Below are 19,953 nucleotides of genomic sequence, written 5' to 3'. Positions count from 1 at the left end.
GTCGAACCACTGGGGACCTGGGGGGTTCTGTGCGGCATGGGGGACTAGTCAGCCCGTTTCCGTCGGCACGCGAGCATCTGGGGAACGGCGCGATCAGCCGGCCCGCAATCGAATGGGAGCAGCGGTACCGCCGTGCCGTGATCATCAGCGACACGGTGGCCACCGCCTTCGTGGTGGCCGCGATCGGCAGTTTCTTCGGGGTCCGGGACGCGGCCAACTGGCACGAGAAGTGGGGGATCCTCGCCTTCGGCACCGAGCTGCTGGTGCTGGGGACGCTTGCGGTGAGCCGCTCGTGGGCTCCGGCCGTGCTCGGCCAGGGCGCCGAGGAGTTCCGCCGGCTCGGACGCTCACTGTGCACGGCGGCCGTCGTGCTGGCGCTCGGCGGGGTCGCCGTCACCTCGCGCAACATCAAGCTCTGGATCTTCGTCGCGATCCCGGCGATCGCACTCGTCACCATGACCGAGCGGTACCTGCTGCGCCTGTGGCTGCACAAACAGCGGAAGGAAGGGCGGTGCCTGCGACCGGTGCTCGCCGCCGGGAGCCCGGCCACCGTGCGCGACCTGATCACCCGGATCCGCAAGTTCCCGCACCTCGGCTGGCAGGTGGAGGCCGTGTGCACGACGGACGCTCCCGGGCTCGACGGTGACCACGTGGACGGGGTGCCGGTCGTCGGCCGGCTGACCGACGTCGCGGGCCACGTCCGCCGCAACGGCTACCGTGTCGTCGCGGTCACACCGGACCCGCACTGGTCACCGGACCGGCTGCAGCGGCTTGCCTGGAACCTCGAGGGCAGCGACGCCGAGATGGTCGTGGCCCCCGTGCTGATGGAGGTGGCCGGCCCGCGGCTGCACGTCGACGCGGTGCTGGGGATACCGCTGCTGCGGCTCAGCATGCCGACCTTCACCGGGGGCCGCCGCGCGGTCAAGGAGGTCGTCGACCGGCTGGGGGCGGCGGTCCTGCTGGTGCTGTTCGCGCCGCTGATGGTGTTCGTCGGGCTGCTCGTGCTGGCGGACAGTCCGGGTGGGGCGTTCTACCGCCAGCGCAGGGTCGGCAAGGACGGACGCGAGTTCACCATCTTCAAGTTCCGCACCATGGTCTCCGGGGCCGACAGGGCACGTGCCGAGCTGGCCGACCGCAACGAGGGTGCCGGCCTGCTGTTCAAGCTCCGCCGGGATCCGCGGGTGACCCGGGTGGGAGCGGTGCTGCGCCGGTACTCGATCGACGAGCTCCCACAGCTCTTCAACGTGCTCACCGGCTCGATGTCGCTCGTCGGTCCGCGGCCTCCGTTGCCGGAGGAGTCCGCCGCGTACGGCCCGGACATCCGGCGGCGGCTGCTGGTCAAGCCCGGGCTCACCGGCCTGTGGCAGATCAGCGGACGCAGCGACCTGCCGTGGGACGAGGCGGTCCGGCTGGACCTGCGGTACGTGGAGGACTGGTCGCTCGCCCTGGACACGGTGATCTTGTGGAAGACGCTCCGTGCGGTGCTCCACGGGCAGGGGGCCTACTGATGCGCGGAGGTCGCCGTCCGGCCGGCGCGAGGATCGCAGGCCGGGAGAGCCTGCCTGGGGGGAGGAACGGGTCATGAGGGTCAGCGTTTTCGGGCTCGGCTACGTGGGCTGCGTGTCGGCCGCGTGCCTGGCCAGCATGGGTCACGAGGTCATCGGGGTGGACGTGAACCCGGTGAAGGTCGACCTGGTCAACGACGGCAAGGCCCCGGTGGTCGAGGAGCGGATCGGCGAGCTCACCGCCGAGGTCGTGCGGACCGGAGCGCTGCGCGCCACCGGCGACGTCCGCGAGGCGATCATGGGCAGCGAGGTGTCACTGATCTGCGTGGGCACACCGTCGGAACCCAACGGCAGCCTGTGCACCACGTACTTGGAGCGGGTCACCGAGCAGATCGGCGCCGCGCTGGCCGAGCGGGGTGGGCGGCACACCGTCGTGTTCCGCAGCACCATGCTCCCGGGCACCTGCCTGAACCTGCTGGTGCCGATCCTGGAGAAGTACGTCGGCGGCACCGCCGGGGTGGACATCGGGGTCGCGGTCAACCCGGAGTTCCTGCGCGAGGGCACGAGCGTGCGGGACTTCTTCGACCCGCCCAAGACCGTCATCGGCGAGCTCGACCCGGCGAGCGGCGACGTGGTGGCGGCACTGTACGACGGCTTGCCGGGCGAGGTGTTCCGGGTACCGGTCCCGACGGCCGAGGCGATCAAATACGCGGACAACGCGTTCCACGGCCTCAAGATCGGCTTCGCGAACGAGCTGGGTGCGGTGTACCAGGCGCTCGGGGTGGACTCGCACCAGGTGATGGACGTGTTCCTGGCCGACCGCAAGCTGAACATCAGCCCCGCCTACCTGCGGCCCGGCTTCGCCTTCGGCGGCTCCTGCCTGCCCAAGGACCTGCGCAGCCTGGTCCACGCCGCGCAGCGGGCCGACGTCTCGGTACCGATCCTCGCCAACGTGCTGACCTCCAACTCCGAACATCTGCAGCGCGCGGTGGAGCTGGTCGAGCGCACCGGCAAGCGCCGGGTGGGCCTGTTCGGGTTGTCCTTCAAACCCGGCACCGACGACCTCCGCGAGAGCCCGCTCGTCGAGCTGGCGGAGAGGCTCTTCGGCAAGGGGTACGACCTGCGCATCCACGACGCCAACGTGAGCCTCTCCCGGCTGATGGGCGCGAACCGCGAGTACATCGAGACCCGGCTGCCGCACCTGGCGCAGCTGCTCGGGGACTCCGTCGGCGAGGTACTCGAGCACGCCGAGGTGGTCCTGGTCGGGACCAAGGACCCTGCCGTGCTGTCGGCGCTGCCCCATGGCGACGGCCCGGTGATCGTCGACCTCATCCGCCTCCCCGACGCCGAGGCGCGCCGGGCCGAACCGGGGTACATAGGCCTTGCTTGGTGACACGACCAGCGGCGACCGGCCGGACCGGCGCGCGCTGATCCTGGTGGAGAACCTGTCGGTGCCGTTCGACCGGCGGGTGTGGCAGGAGTGCACGACGCTGCGCGACGCGGGCTGGGAGGTGCACGTCATCTGTCCCCGCGGCAGCAAGCGGGACACGGAGCCGGAGGCGGAGATCGACGGGGTGCGGATCCACCGCTACCCGTTGCGCGCGGCCACCGGAGGGCCGGCCGGCTACCTCAGCGAGTACGGATCGGCGTTGTGGCATACGTTCCGCCTGGCCCGCAAGGTCGGCCCGGTCGACGTGGTCCACGCCTGCAACCCGCCCGACCTGCTGTTCCTGCCGGCACTGTGGCTGAAGCGGCGCGGCGCGCGGTTCGTCTTCGACCAGCACGACCTGGTACCCGAGCTGTACCTGTCCCGGTTCGACCGCGGGAAGGACCTCCTCTACCGCGCGGTGTGCGCGCTGGAACGGCGGACCTACCGGGCCGCGGACGTCGTGCTCGCCACGAACGAGAGCTACCGGGACGTCGCGCTGCGCCGTGGCGGCAAGCGGCCGGAGGACGTCTTCGTGGTGCGCAGCGCGCCCGACGTCGACCGTTTCCATCCGGTACCGCCGGAGCCGGAGCTGAAGCGCGGCAAGCCTCATCTGCTGTGCTACCTCGGTGTCATGGGCCCGCAGGACGGCGTCGACTACGCCTTGCGGGCCCTGGCGAAGCTGCGCGACGAGCTCGGGCGGAGCGACTGGCACGCGGTGTTCGTCGGCGCCGGGGACGCCTTCGACGCGATGGTGGAGCTGTCCCGGCGGCTCGGGCTCTCGGACCAGGTGCAGTTCACCGGGCGCATTCCGGACGCCGACCTGGTGCGCTACCTGTCGACCGCGGACGTGTGCCTCTCCCCCGATCCGCGCAATCCGCTCAACGACGTGTCGACCATGAACAAGGTCCTGGAGTACATGGTGATGGGGCGGCCGATCGTCTCGTTCGACCTCCGGGAGGCACGGGTCTCGGCCGGTGACGCGGCCGTCTACGCGCCCGCCAACGACGAGGCCGCATTCGCGGGGCTCATCGCACAGCTGCTGGACGATCCGGAGGAACGGGCCCGGATGGGCAAGATCGGCCAGGAGCGGATCACCGGGCAGCTCTCCTGGCGCACCTCGCAGCGGTCGCTCCTCGCCGCCTACGCCGCCGCCTGTCGTGACCGGGCTCCGGCGTCGGCGGGCGAACCGGTTCCGACAGAGAAAAGGCCGCCCCGTTGAGCGATGACACGATACGCCTGGCCATGATCGGGCGGATGATCCGTCGGCGCTGGCGGCTGCTCGCCGCCCTCGCCGTGGTGGGCGGGCTCGTCGGCTACGGCGCCTCCTTGCTGTTCCCACCGCGGTACACGACGTCGGCATCGGTACTGCTGCCGGGGGCGTGGGAGGAGCGCGAGCTGCTGACCCAGTCGGAGATCGCGACCAGTTCGGTGGTGCTCGACCGGTCGGCCGCCACGCTCGACTGGGCCGGGGTCGGCGGCGCCGAACTGCGGGACCGGGTGAGCGCCAAGGCCACCGACGGGAACATCATCAAGATCTCGGGTACGGCCGACACCCCGGAGCGCGCTCAGCGGCTCTCCGACGAGGTGGCCCAGCAGTACGTCACCTTCGCCGCACGGGTCGTGGGCGACACCACCGATCCCGAGGGGTCGGCGAATCCCGAGGCGCTGCGGGAGCTGATGGAGCAGACCAGCCGCCGCATCACCGACCTGGCCAAGGCGGCCGATCCGGGCCGGACCGTGGAGAGCGTGCAGGCCCGCACCGAGCTCGAGAAGCTGCGCACGACGCTGGAGCAGGCCATGGACAAGCTGGACCAGACCGATCCGGCGACCAACAAGGCCAACATGGTCGTCATGGGGGCGGCGGCCCGGCCGATCGGCGAGGCACCACCGACCAGGACGCAGTTCGTCGTCACCGGGGCGCTGCTGTTCCTCGTGTTCGCGGTCATCGGTCATCTCGTCGCCGCACGGATGAGTCGCCGACCGCGCACCGAGCCCGAGATCGCCGCGGCGCTGGGGTCGGCGCTGCTGGGTACCGTCGACGTACCTGATGGACGGCGCGCGCACGGGCCGGAAGGCCGTGGCGCGCGGACCCTGATCCGCCGGCTGCTGGGTGTCGACACCCGGTGGGACGTGCCGGCCCTGCACGCGTCCGGTGACGAGGCCAGCAGGAAGATCCGCTACGGCCGGGTCTGCGCTCGTCTCCGGGACCAACTGCCGGCCCCCCGGCGGCTGCTGGTGGTCGTCCCGGACGGTGACGGGACCGCCCGCCGGGCCGCCGAACAACTCGTCGCCGAGGCCGGGAGCGATCCGCTGCTGCGGGTGGTGGGGGTTTCGGTGTCCCGGCCGTTGGTGCCGGACCGCGACACCGAGTCCGGTGTCCTGGTCGTGCTCAGCGCGGGCAGTTGGACGGCAGGGGAGCTCGCCGGCATCGGCGAGGCATGCGCGGACGCCCGCCATCCGGTCGTCGGCATCGTCGTCGCCGGCGGGGTCAGGGACCGTCGGACACGGTCTGCCGCCCCTCCTCCGGATGGCGCCACGCCGGCGATCGCGGTGGGCGTCGACGCGATGGGAGGTTCGGTGTGACGACGAGCACGACTTCGCAGTCGTCGACAGCCGCTCCGCTGCTGGACCTGCAGGCGCTGGTGGTGGCGGTACGCAGGCGCCGCCGCCTGTGGTGTTCCGTGGCGCTGCTGGGGTTGCTGGCCGGCGCGGGGGCCGCGGTCCTGCTGCCGCCGCAGCCGACCGCGGTGACCACGGTGCTGGTCGCCCATCAGGCGGACCAGCCGAACGACCCCGGAACGCTGATCCGCACCGACGCCGCGCTGCTGGAGACCACGCAGATCGCCGGTGAGGCGCTGCGGTCGCTGAACTCCTCGGAAGACCCGGAACACTTCATGCGGGACTACCGGGGCATCGGTTTGACCAACAACCTGCTGCAGATCAACGTGACGGGTGACAGCGACGCGGAGGCCGTGGCCCGTGCCAAGGCACTGGCCGACGCCTTCGTCGCCGACCATGTCAAGCGGATACAGAAGGCCGCGAACGCCGAGGCCAAGACCCTGCTCGACCAGCGTGACCGCATGCGGGACGAACTCGCCCGGGTCAACAAGTCGATCGGCGAAGGGCCGCCGGAGAGCGACCCGAACGCGTCGGCGAACCTCGAGTCGCTCTTCGCCCGCCGGGCCGAACTCACCTCGCGCATCGCCGATTTCGACCAGCGCGCCGCGGAAGCGGGCATCGGCACGCCCCAGCTCATCGCCGGTACGCAGATCGTGGACGCCCCGCGCACGGTGCAGCACTCCCTGCCCAAGGCCGCTGCCACCAACTCCGCGATCGGACTCGGCCTCGGGCTCGTGCTCGGGCTCGCGCTGGCCGCGGTCGGCGCGGTGGTGGCGGACCGCCCCGTGCTGCGCCGCGAGATCGCGGCGAACCTGGGCGCCTCGGTCATCGCGGAGCTCCGCCGCACGCCCCGCCGCCGGTCGGCCGGGCGGTGGCAGCGCCGACGGACCCGGGCGGCACGCGAACGGCTCACCGCGACCCTGGCCCGCACCGTACGCGGCTCCGCTGAGCCGGTGTCGCTGCTGGAACTGGGCTGCGCACGCGGCGCGAGCGTGATCGCCCTGGACCTCGCCGGCGCACTGGCGGCGGAGGAGCCCGTGGTGATCATCGACGGTCTGCCCGGCCGGCACCTCGCCGACCGCCGCCGGAAGCCGGGAGACCCGGCCGTGGTCGGCGGCGAGCGTGCCGCGACCGTCTCGCACGAGGTGCGCCGGCTCGGCGTCGGCTCGGTCGCGCCCGGCACGGCGTGGACCGACCTCCAGTACCTCGGCACCCAGACGGTGCTCGTCGTGCGTGCCGGGCACGGCAGCGCCGCATGGCTGCACACCGTGGCGCGGCAGCTCGCGGACCTGCGCATCCCGGTGATCGGTGTGGTGCTGATCGACCCCGATCCGCGTGACCGGACCGACGGCACGCTGTGGGACGGGCTGCACACCGCGCTGCGCGGCCACAACGAGCGGCTGGCCCGGCAGAGCGGGACGGGCCAGCCGCGGCCGAAGCAGCCGTCGTGGGCCGCACGGGTCCCGGACAGCGACCAGGAGGCGCGCTAGACATGTGTGGCATCGCAGGCACGTACCGATGGCCGGACGGGAAGGCCGTGGCCGACCGGCTCACCGACACCCTCGCCCACCGCGGTCCGGACGGGGCGGGCCGGTACGGCCATCCCGTCGGTGACGGCGAAGTGCACCTCGGGCACCGCCGGCTGGCCATCATCGACCTGTCCGTGACCGGCGCCCAGCCGATGGTCTCGGACGGCCTGGTCCTGACGTACAACGGCGAGCTGTACAACGCGCCCGAGCTGCGTGCCGAGCTGGCGGCCGCCGGGGTGCGCTTCCGCGGTACCTCCGACACCGAGGTCCTGCTGGAGGCCTGGCGGCGCTGGGGCACGGACTGCCTGCCCCGGCTGCGCGGCATGTTCGCGTTCGGGATCTTCGACGAGCGAACCGGCGAACTGGTGCTCGCCCGCGACCAGCTCGGCATCAAGCCGTTGTTCCTGCTCCGGCGCGGCGAGGGTCTGGTGTTCGCCTCCGAGCTCAAGGCGCTCGCCGCCGTGACCGACGGGTCGCTGCAGGTGGACCCTGCGGCGCTGGTGGCCTCGCTGCTGTACTACTGGGTGCCGGACTCGCGGTGCGCGTTCCGCGAAGCGGAGAAGCTGCCGCCGGGGACCTGGCTGCGCTGCCGGCCCGACGGCCGCGTGGAGCGCGGCCGGTTCTGGAACCTCAAGGACGTCGCCGCCGAGGGACGGGAGCGGGCCCTCAGCGGCGAGCAGCCGGACATCGCCGCCGTCGTCGAGGAGTCGACCCGGCGCCACCTGCTCTCCGACGTACCCGTGGCGACCTTCCTGTCCGGCGGGCTGGACTCGAGCTATCTGACCGCGCTGGCCGCCCGCGACCGCCCCGGGATCTCCGCTTACACGATCGGGTTCCGCGCCGAGGACGCCAAGTTCGAGGCGATGCCGGACGACCTGCGCTACGCCCGGCAGGTGGCCGAGCGGTTCGGCGTCGACCTGCACGAGATCGAGATCGCTCCGAACGTGCTCGACCTGCTGCCGCGGATGACCCACCACCTGGACGAGCCGATCGGCGACCCCGCCGCGATCAACACGTTCCTGATCTGCTCGGCCGCCCGGGAGGCCGGGGTCAAGGTGATGCTCTCGGGGATGGGCGCCGACGAGCTGTTCGCCGGTTACCGCAAGCACCTGGCCAACACGATCGCGCTGCGCTACCAGCGCATCCCGCGGTCCGTGCGGCGCGGCCTGTCCGCGGCCGTGGACCGGCTCCCGGTCGCAACGGCCCGCCGGGGGTACCGGTCGGTGCGCTTCGCGAAGCGGTTCCTGTCCTTCGCCGATCTGCCGGAGGAGACCGCGTTCCGGCGCAGCTACACCATGTACGACCAGGACGAGCTGCTCGCCCTGGTCGATCCGGACCTGGCCGGGTCGGTCGAGGACGTGCTGACCGAGCACGCGGACGTCTACCAGGACAACGACCTGGACGACTTCGTCAACCGCATGTGCCTGGGCGACGCCCGGATGTTCCTGCCGGGGCTGAACCTCACCTACACGGACCGGTCGAGCATGGCCGCCTCCACCGAGGTGCGGGTGCCGTACGTGGACGTCGAGGTGGTCAGGGCGGCGTTCGCCGTGCCCGGCGACCGCAAGATCGTCGGACGTCAGGGCAAGGCCGTCCTCAAGGAGGCGGCCACCTCGATCCTGCCCCGGGAGATCGTGTACCGGCCCAAGGGCCTGTTCAGCGCCCCGCTGCGCGCATGGATGAGCCGGGACCTGGCACCGCTGGTGCGCGAGGTGGTGAACGACGGCGTGCTCGTCAGTTCCGGGTTCCTGCGCCGTGACGCGCTGGCGCGCATGGTCGCCGAGGACGCCGCCGGACAGCGGGACTTCTCCAAGCATCTGTGGCATGTACTGACCCTCGAGTACTGGTACCGCGACGCGACCTCCGGGTCCGGCCAGGACTCTCGCTCGGCGGCGTAGAAGACGGCGTAGAAACAAGGGGACTTCGGGTGAAGCAGGTTGTGCAGAACTACAAGAGCGGCGAGCTGGCGGTGCTCGACGTGCCGGAGCCGGGGTGCAAGCCGGGCGGTGTGCTGGTCAGGACCGCCTACTCGCTGATCTCCACCGGGACCGAGCTCATGAAGGTGTCCGAGGCGGGCATGTCGATGCTGGGCAAGGCCCGCTCGCGGCCGGACCAGGTGGCCAAGGTCATGCAGAGCGTGGCCACCAACGGGGTGCCCGCCACCTACCGCAAGGTGATGGGGAAGCTGGACTCCTACACCCCGCTGGGCTACTCGCTGTGCGGGGTGGTCGAGCAGGTCGGCAGCGGGATCGACGACGTGAAGGTCGGCGACCTCGTGGCCTGCGCCGGCAACGAGCACGCGCTGCACGCCGAGCTCAACTGGGTTCCCAGGAACCTCTACACCCCGGTGCCGGACGGCCTCGCGCCGCGGCACGCGGCCTTCGGCACCGTCGGGTCGATCGCGATGCAGGGCGTCCGCCAAGGCGAGCCGCAGCTCGGCGAGGTGGCGCTGGTCATCGGCCTCGGGCTGATCGGGCAGCTGGTGGTGCAGCTCCTGACCGCCTCGGGGGTGCGCGTCGTCGGGGTCGACCCCGACCCGGTGCGCTGCGATCTCGCCGAGCGCCTGGGCGCCGCGGCCTGCGGCGATCCCTCGTCCGCGGCCGTGGAAGCCGCCGTCGCCGAACTCACCGGCGGTCACGGGGTGGACCAGGTGTACCTGGCCGCCGGCGGCGGCAGCAACCAGCCCGTCGAGCTGGCCGCGCGGCTGAGCCGGGACCGCGGCCGGGTCGTCGACATCGGCAAGTGCCGTCTGGACCTGCCGTGGAACGCGTACTACGAGAAGGAGCTCGACGTCCGGTTCTCCCGCTCCTACGGTCCCGGGCGCTACGACCCGGAGTACGAGCTCGAGGGGCGGGACTACCCGATCGGCTACGTGCGCTGGACCGAGCGCCGCAACCTGGCCTGCTTCCTCGATCTCCTCGCCCGCGGCGCCGTCGACGTGGAGCCCCTGGTCTCCCACGTCGCCGACTTCGATGACGCCGTCGAGACGTACCGGAGCCTGAAGGACGGCGACCTGAAGGCCGTGGCCGTGCTGTTCCGCTACCCCGAACACGCGGGAGGGGCGCAGGCCCCGGAGGTGGCCGTGCCCGCGGTGCGACGCGAGGCAGGAGTCCCCACCCCGGCCCGGTCCGCCACGACGCCGGTGCGGCTCGCGTTCGTCGGTGCGGGGAACTACGCGACGTCGATGCTGCTGCCGCACCTGGCACGGCGCGACGGCGTCGAGCTGTCCACGGTCGTCACCACGACGGCGCTGTCCGCGGCCAACGCGCAGCGGAAGTTCGGCTTCGCGCAGGCCACCACCGATCTCGACGCCGTCCTCGGCGACACGTCCATCGACGCGGTGTTCGTCGTCACCCGGCACAGCTCGCACGCCGAACTGACCCGGAGGGCGCTGCTGGCCGGCAAGACGGTGTTCGTGGAGAAGCCGTTGGCACTCACCGAGGACGAGCTGGCGGACGTGCTCGCGGCGGTCGAGGAATCCGGCAACGACCGGCTGCAGGTGGGCTTCAACCGCCGGTTCGCGCCGCTGCTGCAGGACGCCAAGAAGCGGTTCGGCGCCCGGACCGGTCCGGCGAGCCTGCGCTACCTGGTCAACGCGGGCCGGCTGCAGCACGGGAGCTGGTACCTCCAGCAGGGCACCGAGGGCTCGCGCTTCGCCGGCGAGGGCGGGCACTTCATCGACACGGCGAGCTGGCTGCTCGACGCCGACCCGGTGTCGGTGTACGCGGTCGCCACCTCCGGCAACGAGGACCTGCAGGTCATGCTGCACTACCCGGACGGGTCCACCGCCACCATCAGCTACGTCACCACCGGCGCGCCCGGCTTCCCCAAGGAGACGCTGGACCTCGTCGCGGACGGCAGGGTGCTGCGGCTCGACGACTTCGTCCGTGCCTCGGTCTACGGCCGCAAGCGGTGGGTCAGTTCGAGGCTGCCCAAGGCCCGGGACAAGGGCCAGTCCGCCGAGCTGGCCGCGTTCGTCAAGGCCGTGCGGACCGGCGGACCGATGCCGGTGCCGCTGGAGTCTCTGGTCGCCACCACGGCGGCCACCCTCGCCGTGCAGGCCGGCCTGGCCGGCGGCGCGCCGGTGACGTTGGCGAGGGCGCGATGACCATGACCGCGGGCTGGTACCTGCGGCGGCTGTCCCGGATGGGACCGCGTGAGGTCGGCGGCCGGGTGGGCGACGCGGTGCGCAGGCGGCGGTGGCGGTCGGCGCTGCCCGACGGCCCGGGCGTGACCGGCGCCCGGTTCACCGCGGTCCTGCCCGCCGGGACGATCGCCGCGGTGCCACCGGACGCGGCGAAGCGGCTCATCGCCCAGGCGGACCGGCTGATGGACGGGCACGCCGAGTTCTTCGGGGTGGAACGCGACGACCTCGCCGCCCCGGACTGGTGGTACGACCCGAAGACCGGGCTCCGGGCCCCGGCGGGTTACGCCTTCGACGTGCCGTACCGGAACGAGGACGCGGTCGGGGACATCAAGCAGATCTGGGAGCCGTCCCGGCACCAGTACCTGACCGTGCTCGCCGTCGCCTACGCGATCACCGGGAACGACCGGTACGCCGAGCGGGTGGCCGAGCACCTGCGGTCGTGGTGGGCGGCCAACCCGCCGCTGCGCTCGGTGCACTGGATCAGCGGCATCGAGCTGGGCATCCGGCTGCTGTCCTGGGTGTGGATCCGCCGGCTGCTCGACGGCTGGCCGGGCGCGGCCGGGCTGTTCGAGGACAACCCGGTGGCGCTCCGGCAGATCTGGCACCACCAGCGCTGGCTGGCCGCCTTCCCCAGCCGGGGGTCCTCTGCGAACAACCACGTCATCGCCGAGGCCGCCGGGCAGCTCGCCGCGGCCTGCGCGTTCGGGTGGTTCCCCGCCTCGGCGCGCTGGCGGGCCGGCGCGGTGCGGTCGCTGGAACGGCACCTGCGGAACAACACCTTCGAGTCCGGCCTCAACCGCGAGCTGGCCACCGAGTACCACGGACTCGTGCTGGAGCTCGGCCTGGCCGCGGTGGCCGAGGCGGACGCCGCCGGCGTGCCGGTCCCCGCGTCGATCCGGCTGGTATTGCTGCGGATGACCGATGCGCTCGCGGCCGTCGTGGACAGCCGGCTGCGGCCGCCGCGTCAGGGGGACGCGGACGACGGCCACGGTCTGGTCGTGGACGGCGCGGGCACCGACCGCTGGGCCTCGCTGCTGGCGACCGGGGAGGCCGTGTTCGGCCGGCTGGCCTGGTGGCCTGCGGTGACCGGCGCGGACGTACGCACCCCGCTGCTGGCCGCGCTCATCCGGCCCGGCGCACCGGCCGCGACCCGCCCGGCAAGCCGACCGGACCACCTCGCCGACGCGGGGCTCACGATCCTGCGCGGTCCGGGGGAGATCTGGTGCCGCTGCGACGGTGGTCCGCACGGCTTCCTGTCCATCGCCGCGCACGCCCACGCGGACGCGCTGTCCGTCGAGGTCCGGCACGACGGGGTCGACGTGCTCGCCGACCCCGGGACGTTCTGCTACCACGGGCAGCCCGAGTGGCGGCGGTACTTCCGCTCGACCCTCGGCCACAACACCCTGCAACTGGACGGCGGCGACCAGTCCGTCTCCGGGGGCCCGTTCCTGTGGACCCGGCACGCCCGCAGCCGCGTCCTGGTCGCGGACACGGCGGGCGCCTCGGAAGGGGGGACGGTCCGCTGGTGCGCGGAGCACGACGGTTACCAGCGCTCCGTGCACCGCCGCCGGGTGGAGCTGACAGCCGCGAGCCGGGAGCTGCGGGTGGTCGACGAGGTGCGCGGCCCGCGCCGGGCCGTGCAGCTGGCGTTCCACCTCGGCCCGGCGATCGCCGCGGACCTGGTGGGGAACCGGGCGGTGCTCACCTGGACCCGGGACGGCGAGGACCGCTCCGCGGTGCTCGACCTGCCCGGGCAACTGCGCTGGCGGGCACATCGCGGCGAGAGCGACCCGCCGCTGGGCTGGTACTCCGCCGGCTTCGGGCGCAAGGAACCCGCCACGACGCTGGTCGGCACCGGCTCCGCCGACGGCACGGAGCTGTCCGGGGAGTTCACCACCGTACTCACGTTCCGCGGCTAGGGGGACGCGTGGGATTCAAGTGGAGGCACAGGTCGTGGCCGGCGGCACCGCTGGCACTGACCCTGCTGGCGGCGACCGCCTGTACGAGCACGCCGGACGACGCCCGGGCGGAGCCGACGCGTGCGCCCTCCACGTCCGGAGCGCCCTCCACGTCCGTGGCCCGGGTGTGCGCCAAGCCCGCGGCCGGGCCGGCGAAAGCGCCGGCGGGCGCGGTGACGGTCGACCCCGGGGTGGTCGGCGACCTGGCCGAGAAGACCGAGAACAGCCCTCCGGGCACCACGTTCTGGCTTCGACCGGGCACGCACACGCTCGACAAGGGCCGCTACGCCCAGGTCATCGCCAAGAAGGGGAACCGCTACCTCGGCGCGCCGGGCGCGGTGCTCGACGGCCGGAAGACCAACAACTACGCGTTCAGCGGCACTGCCCCCGACGTCACCATCAGCCATCTGACCGTGCAGCGTTTCGTCGCTCCGCACGACGAAGGCGTGGTCAACCACGACATGGCCGACGGGTGGGTGATCGAGCACGCGACGATCCAGAACAACTCCGGCGCCGGGCTGATGGCCGGTGCCCGCCAACAGGTCCGGGCCAATTGCCTGCGCGACAACGGGCAGTACGGAATGAACGCGTACAAGACCGGTGACACCATCCGCGACCTGGTGGTCGAGGGCAACGAGATCGTGGGCAACAACACCGACGACTGGGAGAAGCAGCGGCCAGGCTGCGGCTGCACCGGTGGCATCAAGTTCTGGGCCGTCAACGGCGCCGAAGTCCGCGGCAACTGGGTGCACGACAACCGCGGCGCCGGGTTGTGGGCGGACAACAACAACAACGACTTCCGCATCGAGAACAACGTGCTCGAGGCCAACGACGGTGCCGCGCTGATCTACGAGACCAGCTACAACGCGGTCATCCGGAACAACACGATCCGGCGGAACAACTGGGTCGAGGGCCGCGCGTCCGCTGAGGCCGGCGACAGCTTCCCGTTCGCGACCATCTACCTGTCCGAGTCCGGCGGCGAGCCACGGATCCGGGCCCGCACGGACAAGATCGAAATCTATCGGAACGTCCTGACGGACAACTGGTCCGGGATCACCCTGTGGGAGAACGCCGACCGGTTCTGCAACAGCCCGGCCAACACCTCGGCCGGCGAATGCACCTTGCTGGTGCCGGACATCGACCGCTGCGCGCGTCCGGCGATCGCCACCGCACCGCTCTACGACGACTGCCGGTGGAAGACCCAGCGGGTGGACATCCACGACAACCGCTTCATGCTGGACGCGTCCGTCGTCGGGTGCACGGTGCAGTGCGGCCGCATGGCGGTGCTGTCCAACTACGGCACCTATCCGGACTGGTCGCCGTACCACGGCGATCGGGTGGCCGAGGCGATCACCAACAAGCAGCACAACCGCTGGCACGACAACGTCTACGTCGGGCCGTGGAGCTTCGTCGTCCACGACCCGAGCCGGACGCTCGACGTCCTGCAGTGGCAGGGCACGCCGTACCGGCAGGACACGGGCAGTACCTTCCGCCCACGGGCCGGTGGTTGAGATGGGCGGGGACATGACGCCCGGTCGGCCGCCGGGCGGACCGGCCGCGGCGGGCACGCGGCCCGGCGCCGAACCGCACCCTTCCGGCACGCCGAAGACCGTCGGGGTGGTCTGGGGGCTGCTGGTCCTCAACACGCTCGGCTCCGCCGGGGCGAAGACCATCGTCCCGCTGCCCCGCTCCCTCATCCAGATGGCCACCATGGGTGCGCTGGTCGCCGCGTTCGCGCTGGCGCTCACGCTCAATCTCCGGCTGCGCATCCGGCCCAGCGCCTTCGTGCTCCTGCTCACCCTGCTGCTGGTGCCGAGCGTGATCTCCAGCGCGGACCTGGAGTCGGGGTTCGGCGCGCTGTTCCGCTGCGCCCGGCTCGCTCTCTTCGTCGGCACACTGTGGCTGCTCAGCCGCTGGTGGGACGGCAGCCTGACGTTCGTCCGGTACCACATCCGGATGTACTTCGCGGTGCTCGCGTTGGTGATGGCCGGCCTGGTCATCTCCCCGGGTGCGGCCATGCCCGAGCTCTACGGCGGGCGACTGGTCGGCGCGTTGTGGCCGCTCACGCCTCCGCAGATCGGGCAGTACGCCGCGGTGATCATCGGGCTCACCGTGCTGCTCCTGATCGGCCGCCGGACCGACAGGGCAGGCGCGGCGGTGATCATCGTGCCGTCACTCGTCCTGCTCGCGTTGACCCATACGCGGACGGCCACGGCCGGCCTGCTCCTCGGGTTGGCGTTGGCGATCGGCTCGCTCGTCCTGACCAGCGCCGCCGCCCGCCGGTTCTTCGCCTGGGCGGTGCTGTGCGTCACGGTGGCCGCGGTGGGGTTCGCCTCCGCGCTACGGGCGTGGTTCCTGCGTGGACAGAGCCAGGAGAACTTCACCAGTCTCACCGGTCGGGCCAAGGTCTGGGACGCCCTGCTGGCAGCGCCCCGGACGACGGCGGAGAAGTTGTTCGGCACGGGTCTGGGCGACAAGTCGTTCGGCGGGCTGCCGATCGACAACAGCTGGCTGGCCGTTTACAACGAGCAGGGTCTGATCGGCGTCACGCTCGTGGCGGCGTTCATCCTCGTGCTGGGCGGTGTCGCGTTGCTGCGGCCACCGTCGCTGCCGAGGGCCTGCGCGATCTTCCTGATCAGCTACGTCGCGATCTCGTCGTACACCGAGGCCGGGCTGGGCGACGCCTCGCCGTACCTGCTGCATCTGGCCCTGGCCGCCTCGCTGCTGGCGGCACCTGCCGCGGCCACGCCCCTGACGACGCCCGCTGTCCCCCGGCGACGCATCCCGCGCTGGGCGCGGGATCGGGAGGTGACCTGACCATGCACGTCCTCGTGGTGCACAACCGCTACTCCTCGGCGCAGCCGAGCGGGGAGAACAGGGTCGTCGATGAGGAGGTGGGGCTGCTGCGCGAAGCCGGCCACCGGGTCGAGGTGTTCGAGCGCCGCAGCGACGACATCGCCGCCCGGTCCCTGCTGCGCAAGGCCGCGGTGCCGCTGCTGGTGCCGTGGAATCCGGCGGCCCGCGCGGAGCTCGCCGGTCGGCTCCGCACCGAGCGGCCGGACGTGGTGCACGTCCACAACGTCTTCCCGCTCCTGTCGCCCGCGGTGCTGGCCGCCTGCGCCGACGCCGGCGTGCCCACCGTCGCCACGCTGCACAACTACACCCAGGTCTGCCCGCCCGGCACGCTGCAGCGGGACGGCCGGCTGTGCACCGAGTGCGTCGGGTCGGCGACGCCGCTGCCCGCCGTCCGGCACGGCTGCTACCGGAACTCCCGGCTGGCGACGGTGCCGCTCGCGGTCAGCCTGTCGGTCAACCGGCGGCGGTGGTGGTCCGGCGTGGACCGGTTCTTCTGCATCTCCGCGGCCCAGCGCGACGTCCTGGTGCGGTCCGGCATGCCGCCCGAGCGGCTGGCGGTGAAGCACAACTTCGTGCCCGACCCGGGCGCCTGCCGAGCCGGCGTCGGCGAGCAACTGCTCTTCCTCGGCCGGCTTGCGGAGAGCAAGGGCGTGCCCCTGCTCATGGCCGCGTGGGACGAGATCGCAGCGAGCGGCGGTGTGGGCGTACCGCTCCTGATCGCCGGCGCGGGGCCGCTGGAGCGAGACGTGACCGCCTGGGCGGCGGGCCGGGACGACGTGCGGTACGTCGGCCTGCTCGACCCGGCAGAGTGCCGGCAGGCCGTCGCGCGGTCGGTCGCCGTGGTGGCTCCCTCGATGGCCCTGGAGACGTTCGGCCTGGTGGTCGCGGAAGCCATGGCGGCGGGGGTCCCGACCGTCGCGGCCCGTCACGGCGCCTTCGTCGAACTCGTCGAGGACGGGGTGACCGGTCTGCTGCACCAGCCGGGCGAGGCCGCCTCGCTCGCGTCGTGCCTGCGCCGGATCACGGCCGACGCGGCCGGCAACCGGGAGATGGGCCGGGCGGCCCGGCGCCGTTACGAGCAGGGTTTCAGTCCGGCCGTCGGGCTGGAGCGTCTGGTGGAGGGGTACCGAGCCGCGATCGCGGGTCGGTCCGGCGGCGGGGACGACGCGCCGCCGGTAGGAACGGAAACGCTGGCTCGCGGAGGGGACACCCGCGCGAGCAGGGATGGGGGCAGTAGATGACACGATGCCGACTCTGCGGCTCGACGGCGCTGGCGAGCGTCGTCGACCTGGGGGCGACCCCGCCGTGCGAGAGCTTCCTCGCCGCGGACCAACTCGACCGACCGGAACCGGCGTACCCGCTGCACCTGCGGGTCTGCACCGACTGCTGGCTCGCGCAGATCCCGCCGCTGATCACGCCGGAGGAGACGTTCCAGGAGTACGCGTACTTCTCCTCCTACTCCACCTCCTGGGTGGAGCACGCGCGCACGTTCGTCGCCGGTGCCGTGCAGCGGCTGGGTCTCGGCCCCGAAGCCTTCGTGGTCGAGGTCGCGAGCAACGACGGGTACCTGCTGAAGCACGTGATGGACCGGGGGATCCGCTGCCTCGGCATCGAGCCGTCGGTGAACGTCGGCGGCGCGGCGCGGGACGCGGGCGTGCCCACGCTCACGGAGTTCCTGAGCCCGGAGACCGGCGCGGCCGTCCGCGCGGAGCACGGCCCGGCGGACCTGGTCGTGGCCAACAACGTCTACGCCCACATCCCCGACGTCGTCGGGTTCACCCAGGGGCTGCGCGCCCTGGTCGCCGACGACGGCTGGGTCTCTATCGAGGTGCAGCACCTGCTGACCCTGATCGAGGAGAACCAGTACGACACGATCTACCACGAGCACTTCCAGTACTACACGGTCGCGTCCGCGATCCGGGCGCTGGCCAGCGGCGGGCTCACGCTCGTGGACGTCGAGCTGCTGCCCACGCACGGCGGCTCGATCCGGCTGTGGGCCCGGCCGTCCGAGGTGGCCGGCGAGCCGACGCAGCAGGTGGCCGACGTACTGGCCCGGGAGAAGGCCGCCGGGCTGCAGGAGCTGTCGGGGTACACCGAGTTCTCCGCTCGGGTGGCCAAGGTGCGCCGGGACCTCCTGCGGTTCCTCATCGAGGCGGCCGAACGCGGCGAGACGGTCGTCGGCTACGGCGCCCCGGGCAAGGGCAACACACTGCTCAACCACTGCGGCATCCGGCCCGACCTGCTCGCGTACACGGTCGACCGCAACCCCTACAAGCACGGCAGGTTCACCCCGGGCACCCGCATCCCGATCCTGCCGCCCGAGCAGATAGCCGCCGACGAACCCGACTACGTCCTCGTCCTCCCGTGGAACCTGCGGGCCGAGCTGGTCGAACAGCTGTCCTTCGTGCACGACTGGGGCGGCCGCCTTGTCTTTCCCATCCCGGAACTGAGCATTGTCGAGGTCGAGTCATGAAGGTCGTCCTGTTCTGCGGCGGTTATGGGATGCGGATGCGCAACGGCGTCTCCGACGACGTGCCCAAGCCGATGGCGATGGTCGGCCCGCGTCCGCTGATCTGGCACGTCATGCGCTACTACGCGCACTTCGGGCACAAGGAGTTCATCCTGTGCCTCGGGTACGGGGCGCACCACATCAAGAACTTCTTCCTCAACTACGAGGAGACGACGTCCAACGACTTCGTGCTGCGGGGCGGCAAGACCGAGCTGCTGTCCACCGACATCGCCGACTGGACGATCACGTTCGCGCAGACCGGCATCGAGTCCCCGATCGGTGAGCGGCTGCGCCGGGTGCGGCACCACCTGGACGGTGACGAGATGTTCCTGGCCAACTACGCCGACGTGCTCACCGACGCCCCTCTGCCGGAGATGATCGACCGGTTCGCCGGGCGTGACGCAGGGGCGTCGATGATGGTGGTGCCGCCCCAGTCCTCGTTCCACTGCGTGGAGTTGGGCGAGGACGGTCTGGTGGGGGGCATCACCGCGGTGAGCGACCTGCCGATGTGGGAGAACGGCGGCTACTTCGTGCTCCGCCAGGAGGTCTTCGACCACATACCGGAGAACGGGGACCTGGTCGCCGACGGATGCGCCCAACTGGCCAAGCGCGGCCGGCTGGTGGCGCACCGGCACCGCGGCTTCTGGAAGCCGACCGACACCGTGAAGGAGCGGGCCGCGCTCGACGACGCCTACGCCAGGGGCGACCGCCCCTGGGCCGTGTGGGAACAGGGCGCCGGAACGAGGACCGCATGATCCGGCTCAGCGCGGGGCGCCCGGACCGGATCGTCGCGGTGGGTGCGCACTGCGACGACATCGCCATCGGCGCCGGCGGCACGCTGCTGACCCTGTGCCGCGCGCGGCCGGGCGTCCGCGTCGACGCGCTGGTGCTCTCCGGCGGCGGCAGCGAGCGGGAGCAGGAGGAGCAGGCCGCGCTCGCCGCCTTCTGCCCCGGTGCCGACGTGCGGCTGACCGTGCTCAAGCTGCCGGACGGCCGGCTGCCCGCGCACTGGGAGGAGGCCAAGGCCGCGGTCGAGGAGCTGCGCGAGCGGACCGAGCCGGACCTGATCCTCGCGCCGCGTACCGATGACGCGCACCAGGACCACCGCGGCCTGGCGCAGTTGCTGCCCACCGCGTTCCGCGACCACCTCGTGCTCGGCTACGAGATCGTCAAGTGGGACGGCGACCTCGGCCGACCGTCGGCGTACCAGCCGCTGTCGCCGGAGACCGCCGAGCAGAAGGTGCGGCTGTTGCAGGAGCACTACCCCTCGCAGCGGCACCGGCCCTGGTACGACCGGGAGGCCTTCCTCGGCCTTGCGCGGATCCGCGGCATCGAATGCCACGCGCGCTACGCCGAGGCGTTCGCCGTCACCAAACTCACTCTCGACCTGGGGGAATGAAC

14 protein-coding genes are annotated in these 19,953 nt (G+C 72.0%); all 14 read left to right on the top strand.

Translation table 11 applies throughout. The features are described from left to right. The first annotated feature begins 29 nt into the window (after positions 1-29). The 14 genes from ACFYYN_RS06915 (at position 30) to ACFYYN_RS06850 (ending at position 19,951) form a co-directional block, all read left to right on the top strand. Entirely contained in the window at positions 30-1,508 is a 1,479-nt protein-coding gene (locus tag ACFYYN_RS06915; protein ID WP_500544952.1) for a sugar transferase, read from the top strand. Positions 1,509-1,581: 73 nt separating this feature from the next. Then, the gene (locus ACFYYN_RS06910) at positions 1,582-2,898 is read left to right on the top strand and encodes a nucleotide sugar dehydrogenase (protein ID WP_500544951.1); all 1,317 of its coding nucleotides are present in this window, start codon (positions 1,582-1,584) and stop codon (positions 2,896-2,898) included. Further along, positions 2,888-4,153: a glycosyltransferase family 4 protein gene (locus ACFYYN_RS06905; protein ID WP_500321873.1), complete on the top strand. Its 1,266-nt coding sequence runs from the start codon at positions 2,888-2,890 to the stop codon at positions 4,151-4,153. The genes ACFYYN_RS06910 and ACFYYN_RS06905 overlap by 11 nt, the downstream gene beginning before the upstream one ends. Then, positions 4,150-5,517 carry a Wzz/FepE/Etk N-terminal domain-containing protein gene (locus ACFYYN_RS06900; RefSeq protein ID WP_500544950.1) on the top strand — a complete coding sequence of 456 codons (1,368 nt, stop codon included), beginning with the start codon at positions 4,150-4,152 and terminating at the stop codon, positions 5,515-5,517. The genes ACFYYN_RS06905 and ACFYYN_RS06900 overlap by 4 nt, the downstream gene beginning before the upstream one ends. Further along, positions 5,514-7,043 carry a Wzz/FepE/Etk N-terminal domain-containing protein gene (locus ACFYYN_RS06895; protein WP_500544949.1) on the top strand — a complete coding sequence of 510 codons (1,530 nt, stop codon included), beginning with the start codon at positions 5,514-5,516 and terminating at the stop codon, positions 7,041-7,043. Before ACFYYN_RS06900 ends, ACFYYN_RS06895 begins: the two co-directional genes overlap by 4 nt. Before the next feature lie 2 nt (positions 7,044-7,045). Then, a complete protein-coding gene (asnB, locus tag ACFYYN_RS06890; protein WP_500544948.1) occupies positions 7,046-8,980 on the top strand; it encodes an asparagine synthase (glutamine-hydrolyzing) in 1,935 nt (644 codons plus the stop codon). 29 nt (positions 8,981-9,009) lie between these two features. After that, positions 9,010-11,190 carry a bi-domain-containing oxidoreductase gene (locus ACFYYN_RS06885; RefSeq protein WP_500544947.1) on the top strand — a complete coding sequence of 727 codons (2,181 nt, stop codon included), beginning with the start codon at positions 9,010-9,012 and terminating at the stop codon, positions 11,188-11,190. Continuing rightward, entirely contained in the window at positions 11,187-13,148 is a 1,962-nt protein-coding gene (locus tag ACFYYN_RS06880) for an alginate lyase family protein (RefSeq protein ID WP_500544946.1), read from the top strand. Before ACFYYN_RS06885 ends, ACFYYN_RS06880 begins: the two co-directional genes overlap by 4 nt. Positions 13,149-13,156: 8 nt before the next feature. Beyond that, positions 13,157-14,698 carry a right-handed parallel beta-helix repeat-containing protein gene (locus ACFYYN_RS06875; protein ID WP_500544945.1) on the top strand — a complete coding sequence of 514 codons (1,542 nt, stop codon included), beginning with the start codon at positions 13,157-13,159 and terminating at the stop codon, positions 14,696-14,698. Position 14,699: 1 nt separating this feature from the next. Then, a complete protein-coding gene (locus ACFYYN_RS06870; protein WP_500321882.1) occupies positions 14,700-16,004 on the top strand; it encodes an O-antigen ligase domain-containing protein in 1,305 nt (434 codons plus the stop codon). A gap of 2 nt (positions 16,005-16,006) precedes the next feature. After that, a complete protein-coding gene (locus ACFYYN_RS06865) occupies positions 16,007-17,284 on the top strand; it encodes a glycosyltransferase family 4 protein (protein ID WP_500544944.1) in 1,278 nt (425 codons plus the stop codon). Then, positions 17,281-18,516, top strand: coding sequence for a class I SAM-dependent methyltransferase (locus ACFYYN_RS06860; RefSeq protein WP_500544943.1), 1,236 nt, complete (start codon positions 17,281-17,283; stop codon positions 18,514-18,516). The genes ACFYYN_RS06865 and ACFYYN_RS06860 overlap by 4 nt, the downstream gene beginning before the upstream one ends. After that, positions 18,513-19,307 carry a sugar phosphate nucleotidyltransferase gene (locus tag ACFYYN_RS06855; RefSeq protein WP_500321887.1) on the top strand — a complete coding sequence of 265 codons (795 nt, stop codon included), beginning with the start codon at positions 18,513-18,515 and terminating at the stop codon, positions 19,305-19,307. Before ACFYYN_RS06860 ends, ACFYYN_RS06855 begins: the two co-directional genes overlap by 4 nt. Continuing rightward, complete coding sequence (locus tag ACFYYN_RS06850; RefSeq protein ID WP_500321888.1) at positions 19,304-19,951, top strand: PIG-L deacetylase family protein; 648 nt, start codon at positions 19,304-19,306, stop codon at positions 19,949-19,951. Before ACFYYN_RS06855 ends, ACFYYN_RS06850 begins: the two co-directional genes overlap by 4 nt. The last annotated feature ends 2 nt before the right edge of the window (positions 19,952-19,953 follow it).

Source organism: Streptomyces sp. NPDC001902, assembly GCF_042891295.1.
Taxonomy (GTDB): domain Bacteria; phylum Actinomycetota; class Actinomycetes; order Streptomycetales; family Streptomycetaceae; genus Actinacidiphila.
This window is presented reverse-complemented; position numbering and strand designations above follow the sequence as displayed.

Excerpts from the sequence above, each read along its gene's own strand:
- ACFYYN_RS06910 (WP_500544951.1), top strand. The coding sequence starts at position 1,582 with ATGAGGGTCAGCGTTTTCGGGCTCGGCTACGTGGGCTGCGTGTCGGCC.
- asnB (WP_500544948.1), top strand. The coding sequence starts at position 7,046 with ATGTGTGGCATCGCAGGCACGTACCGATGGCCGGACGGGAAGGCCGTG.
- ACFYYN_RS06880 (WP_500544946.1), top strand. The coding sequence starts at position 11,187 with ATGACCATGACCGCGGGCTGGTACCTGCGGCGGCTGTCCCGGATGGGA.
- ACFYYN_RS06870 (WP_500321882.1), top strand. The coding sequence starts at position 14,700 with ATGGGCGGGGACATGACGCCCGGTCGGCCGCCGGGCGGACCGGCCGCG.
- ACFYYN_RS06865 (WP_500544944.1), top strand. The coding sequence starts at position 16,007 with ATGCACGTCCTCGTGGTGCACAACCGCTACTCCTCGGCGCAGCCGAGC.
- ACFYYN_RS06860 (WP_500544943.1), top strand. The coding sequence starts at position 17,281 with ATGACACGATGCCGACTCTGCGGCTCGACGGCGCTGGCGAGCGTCGTC.
- ACFYYN_RS06855 (WP_500321887.1), top strand. The coding sequence starts at position 18,513 with ATGAAGGTCGTCCTGTTCTGCGGCGGTTATGGGATGCGGATGCGCAAC.
- ACFYYN_RS06850 (WP_500321888.1), top strand. The coding sequence starts at position 19,304 with ATGATCCGGCTCAGCGCGGGGCGCCCGGACCGGATCGTCGCGGTGGGT.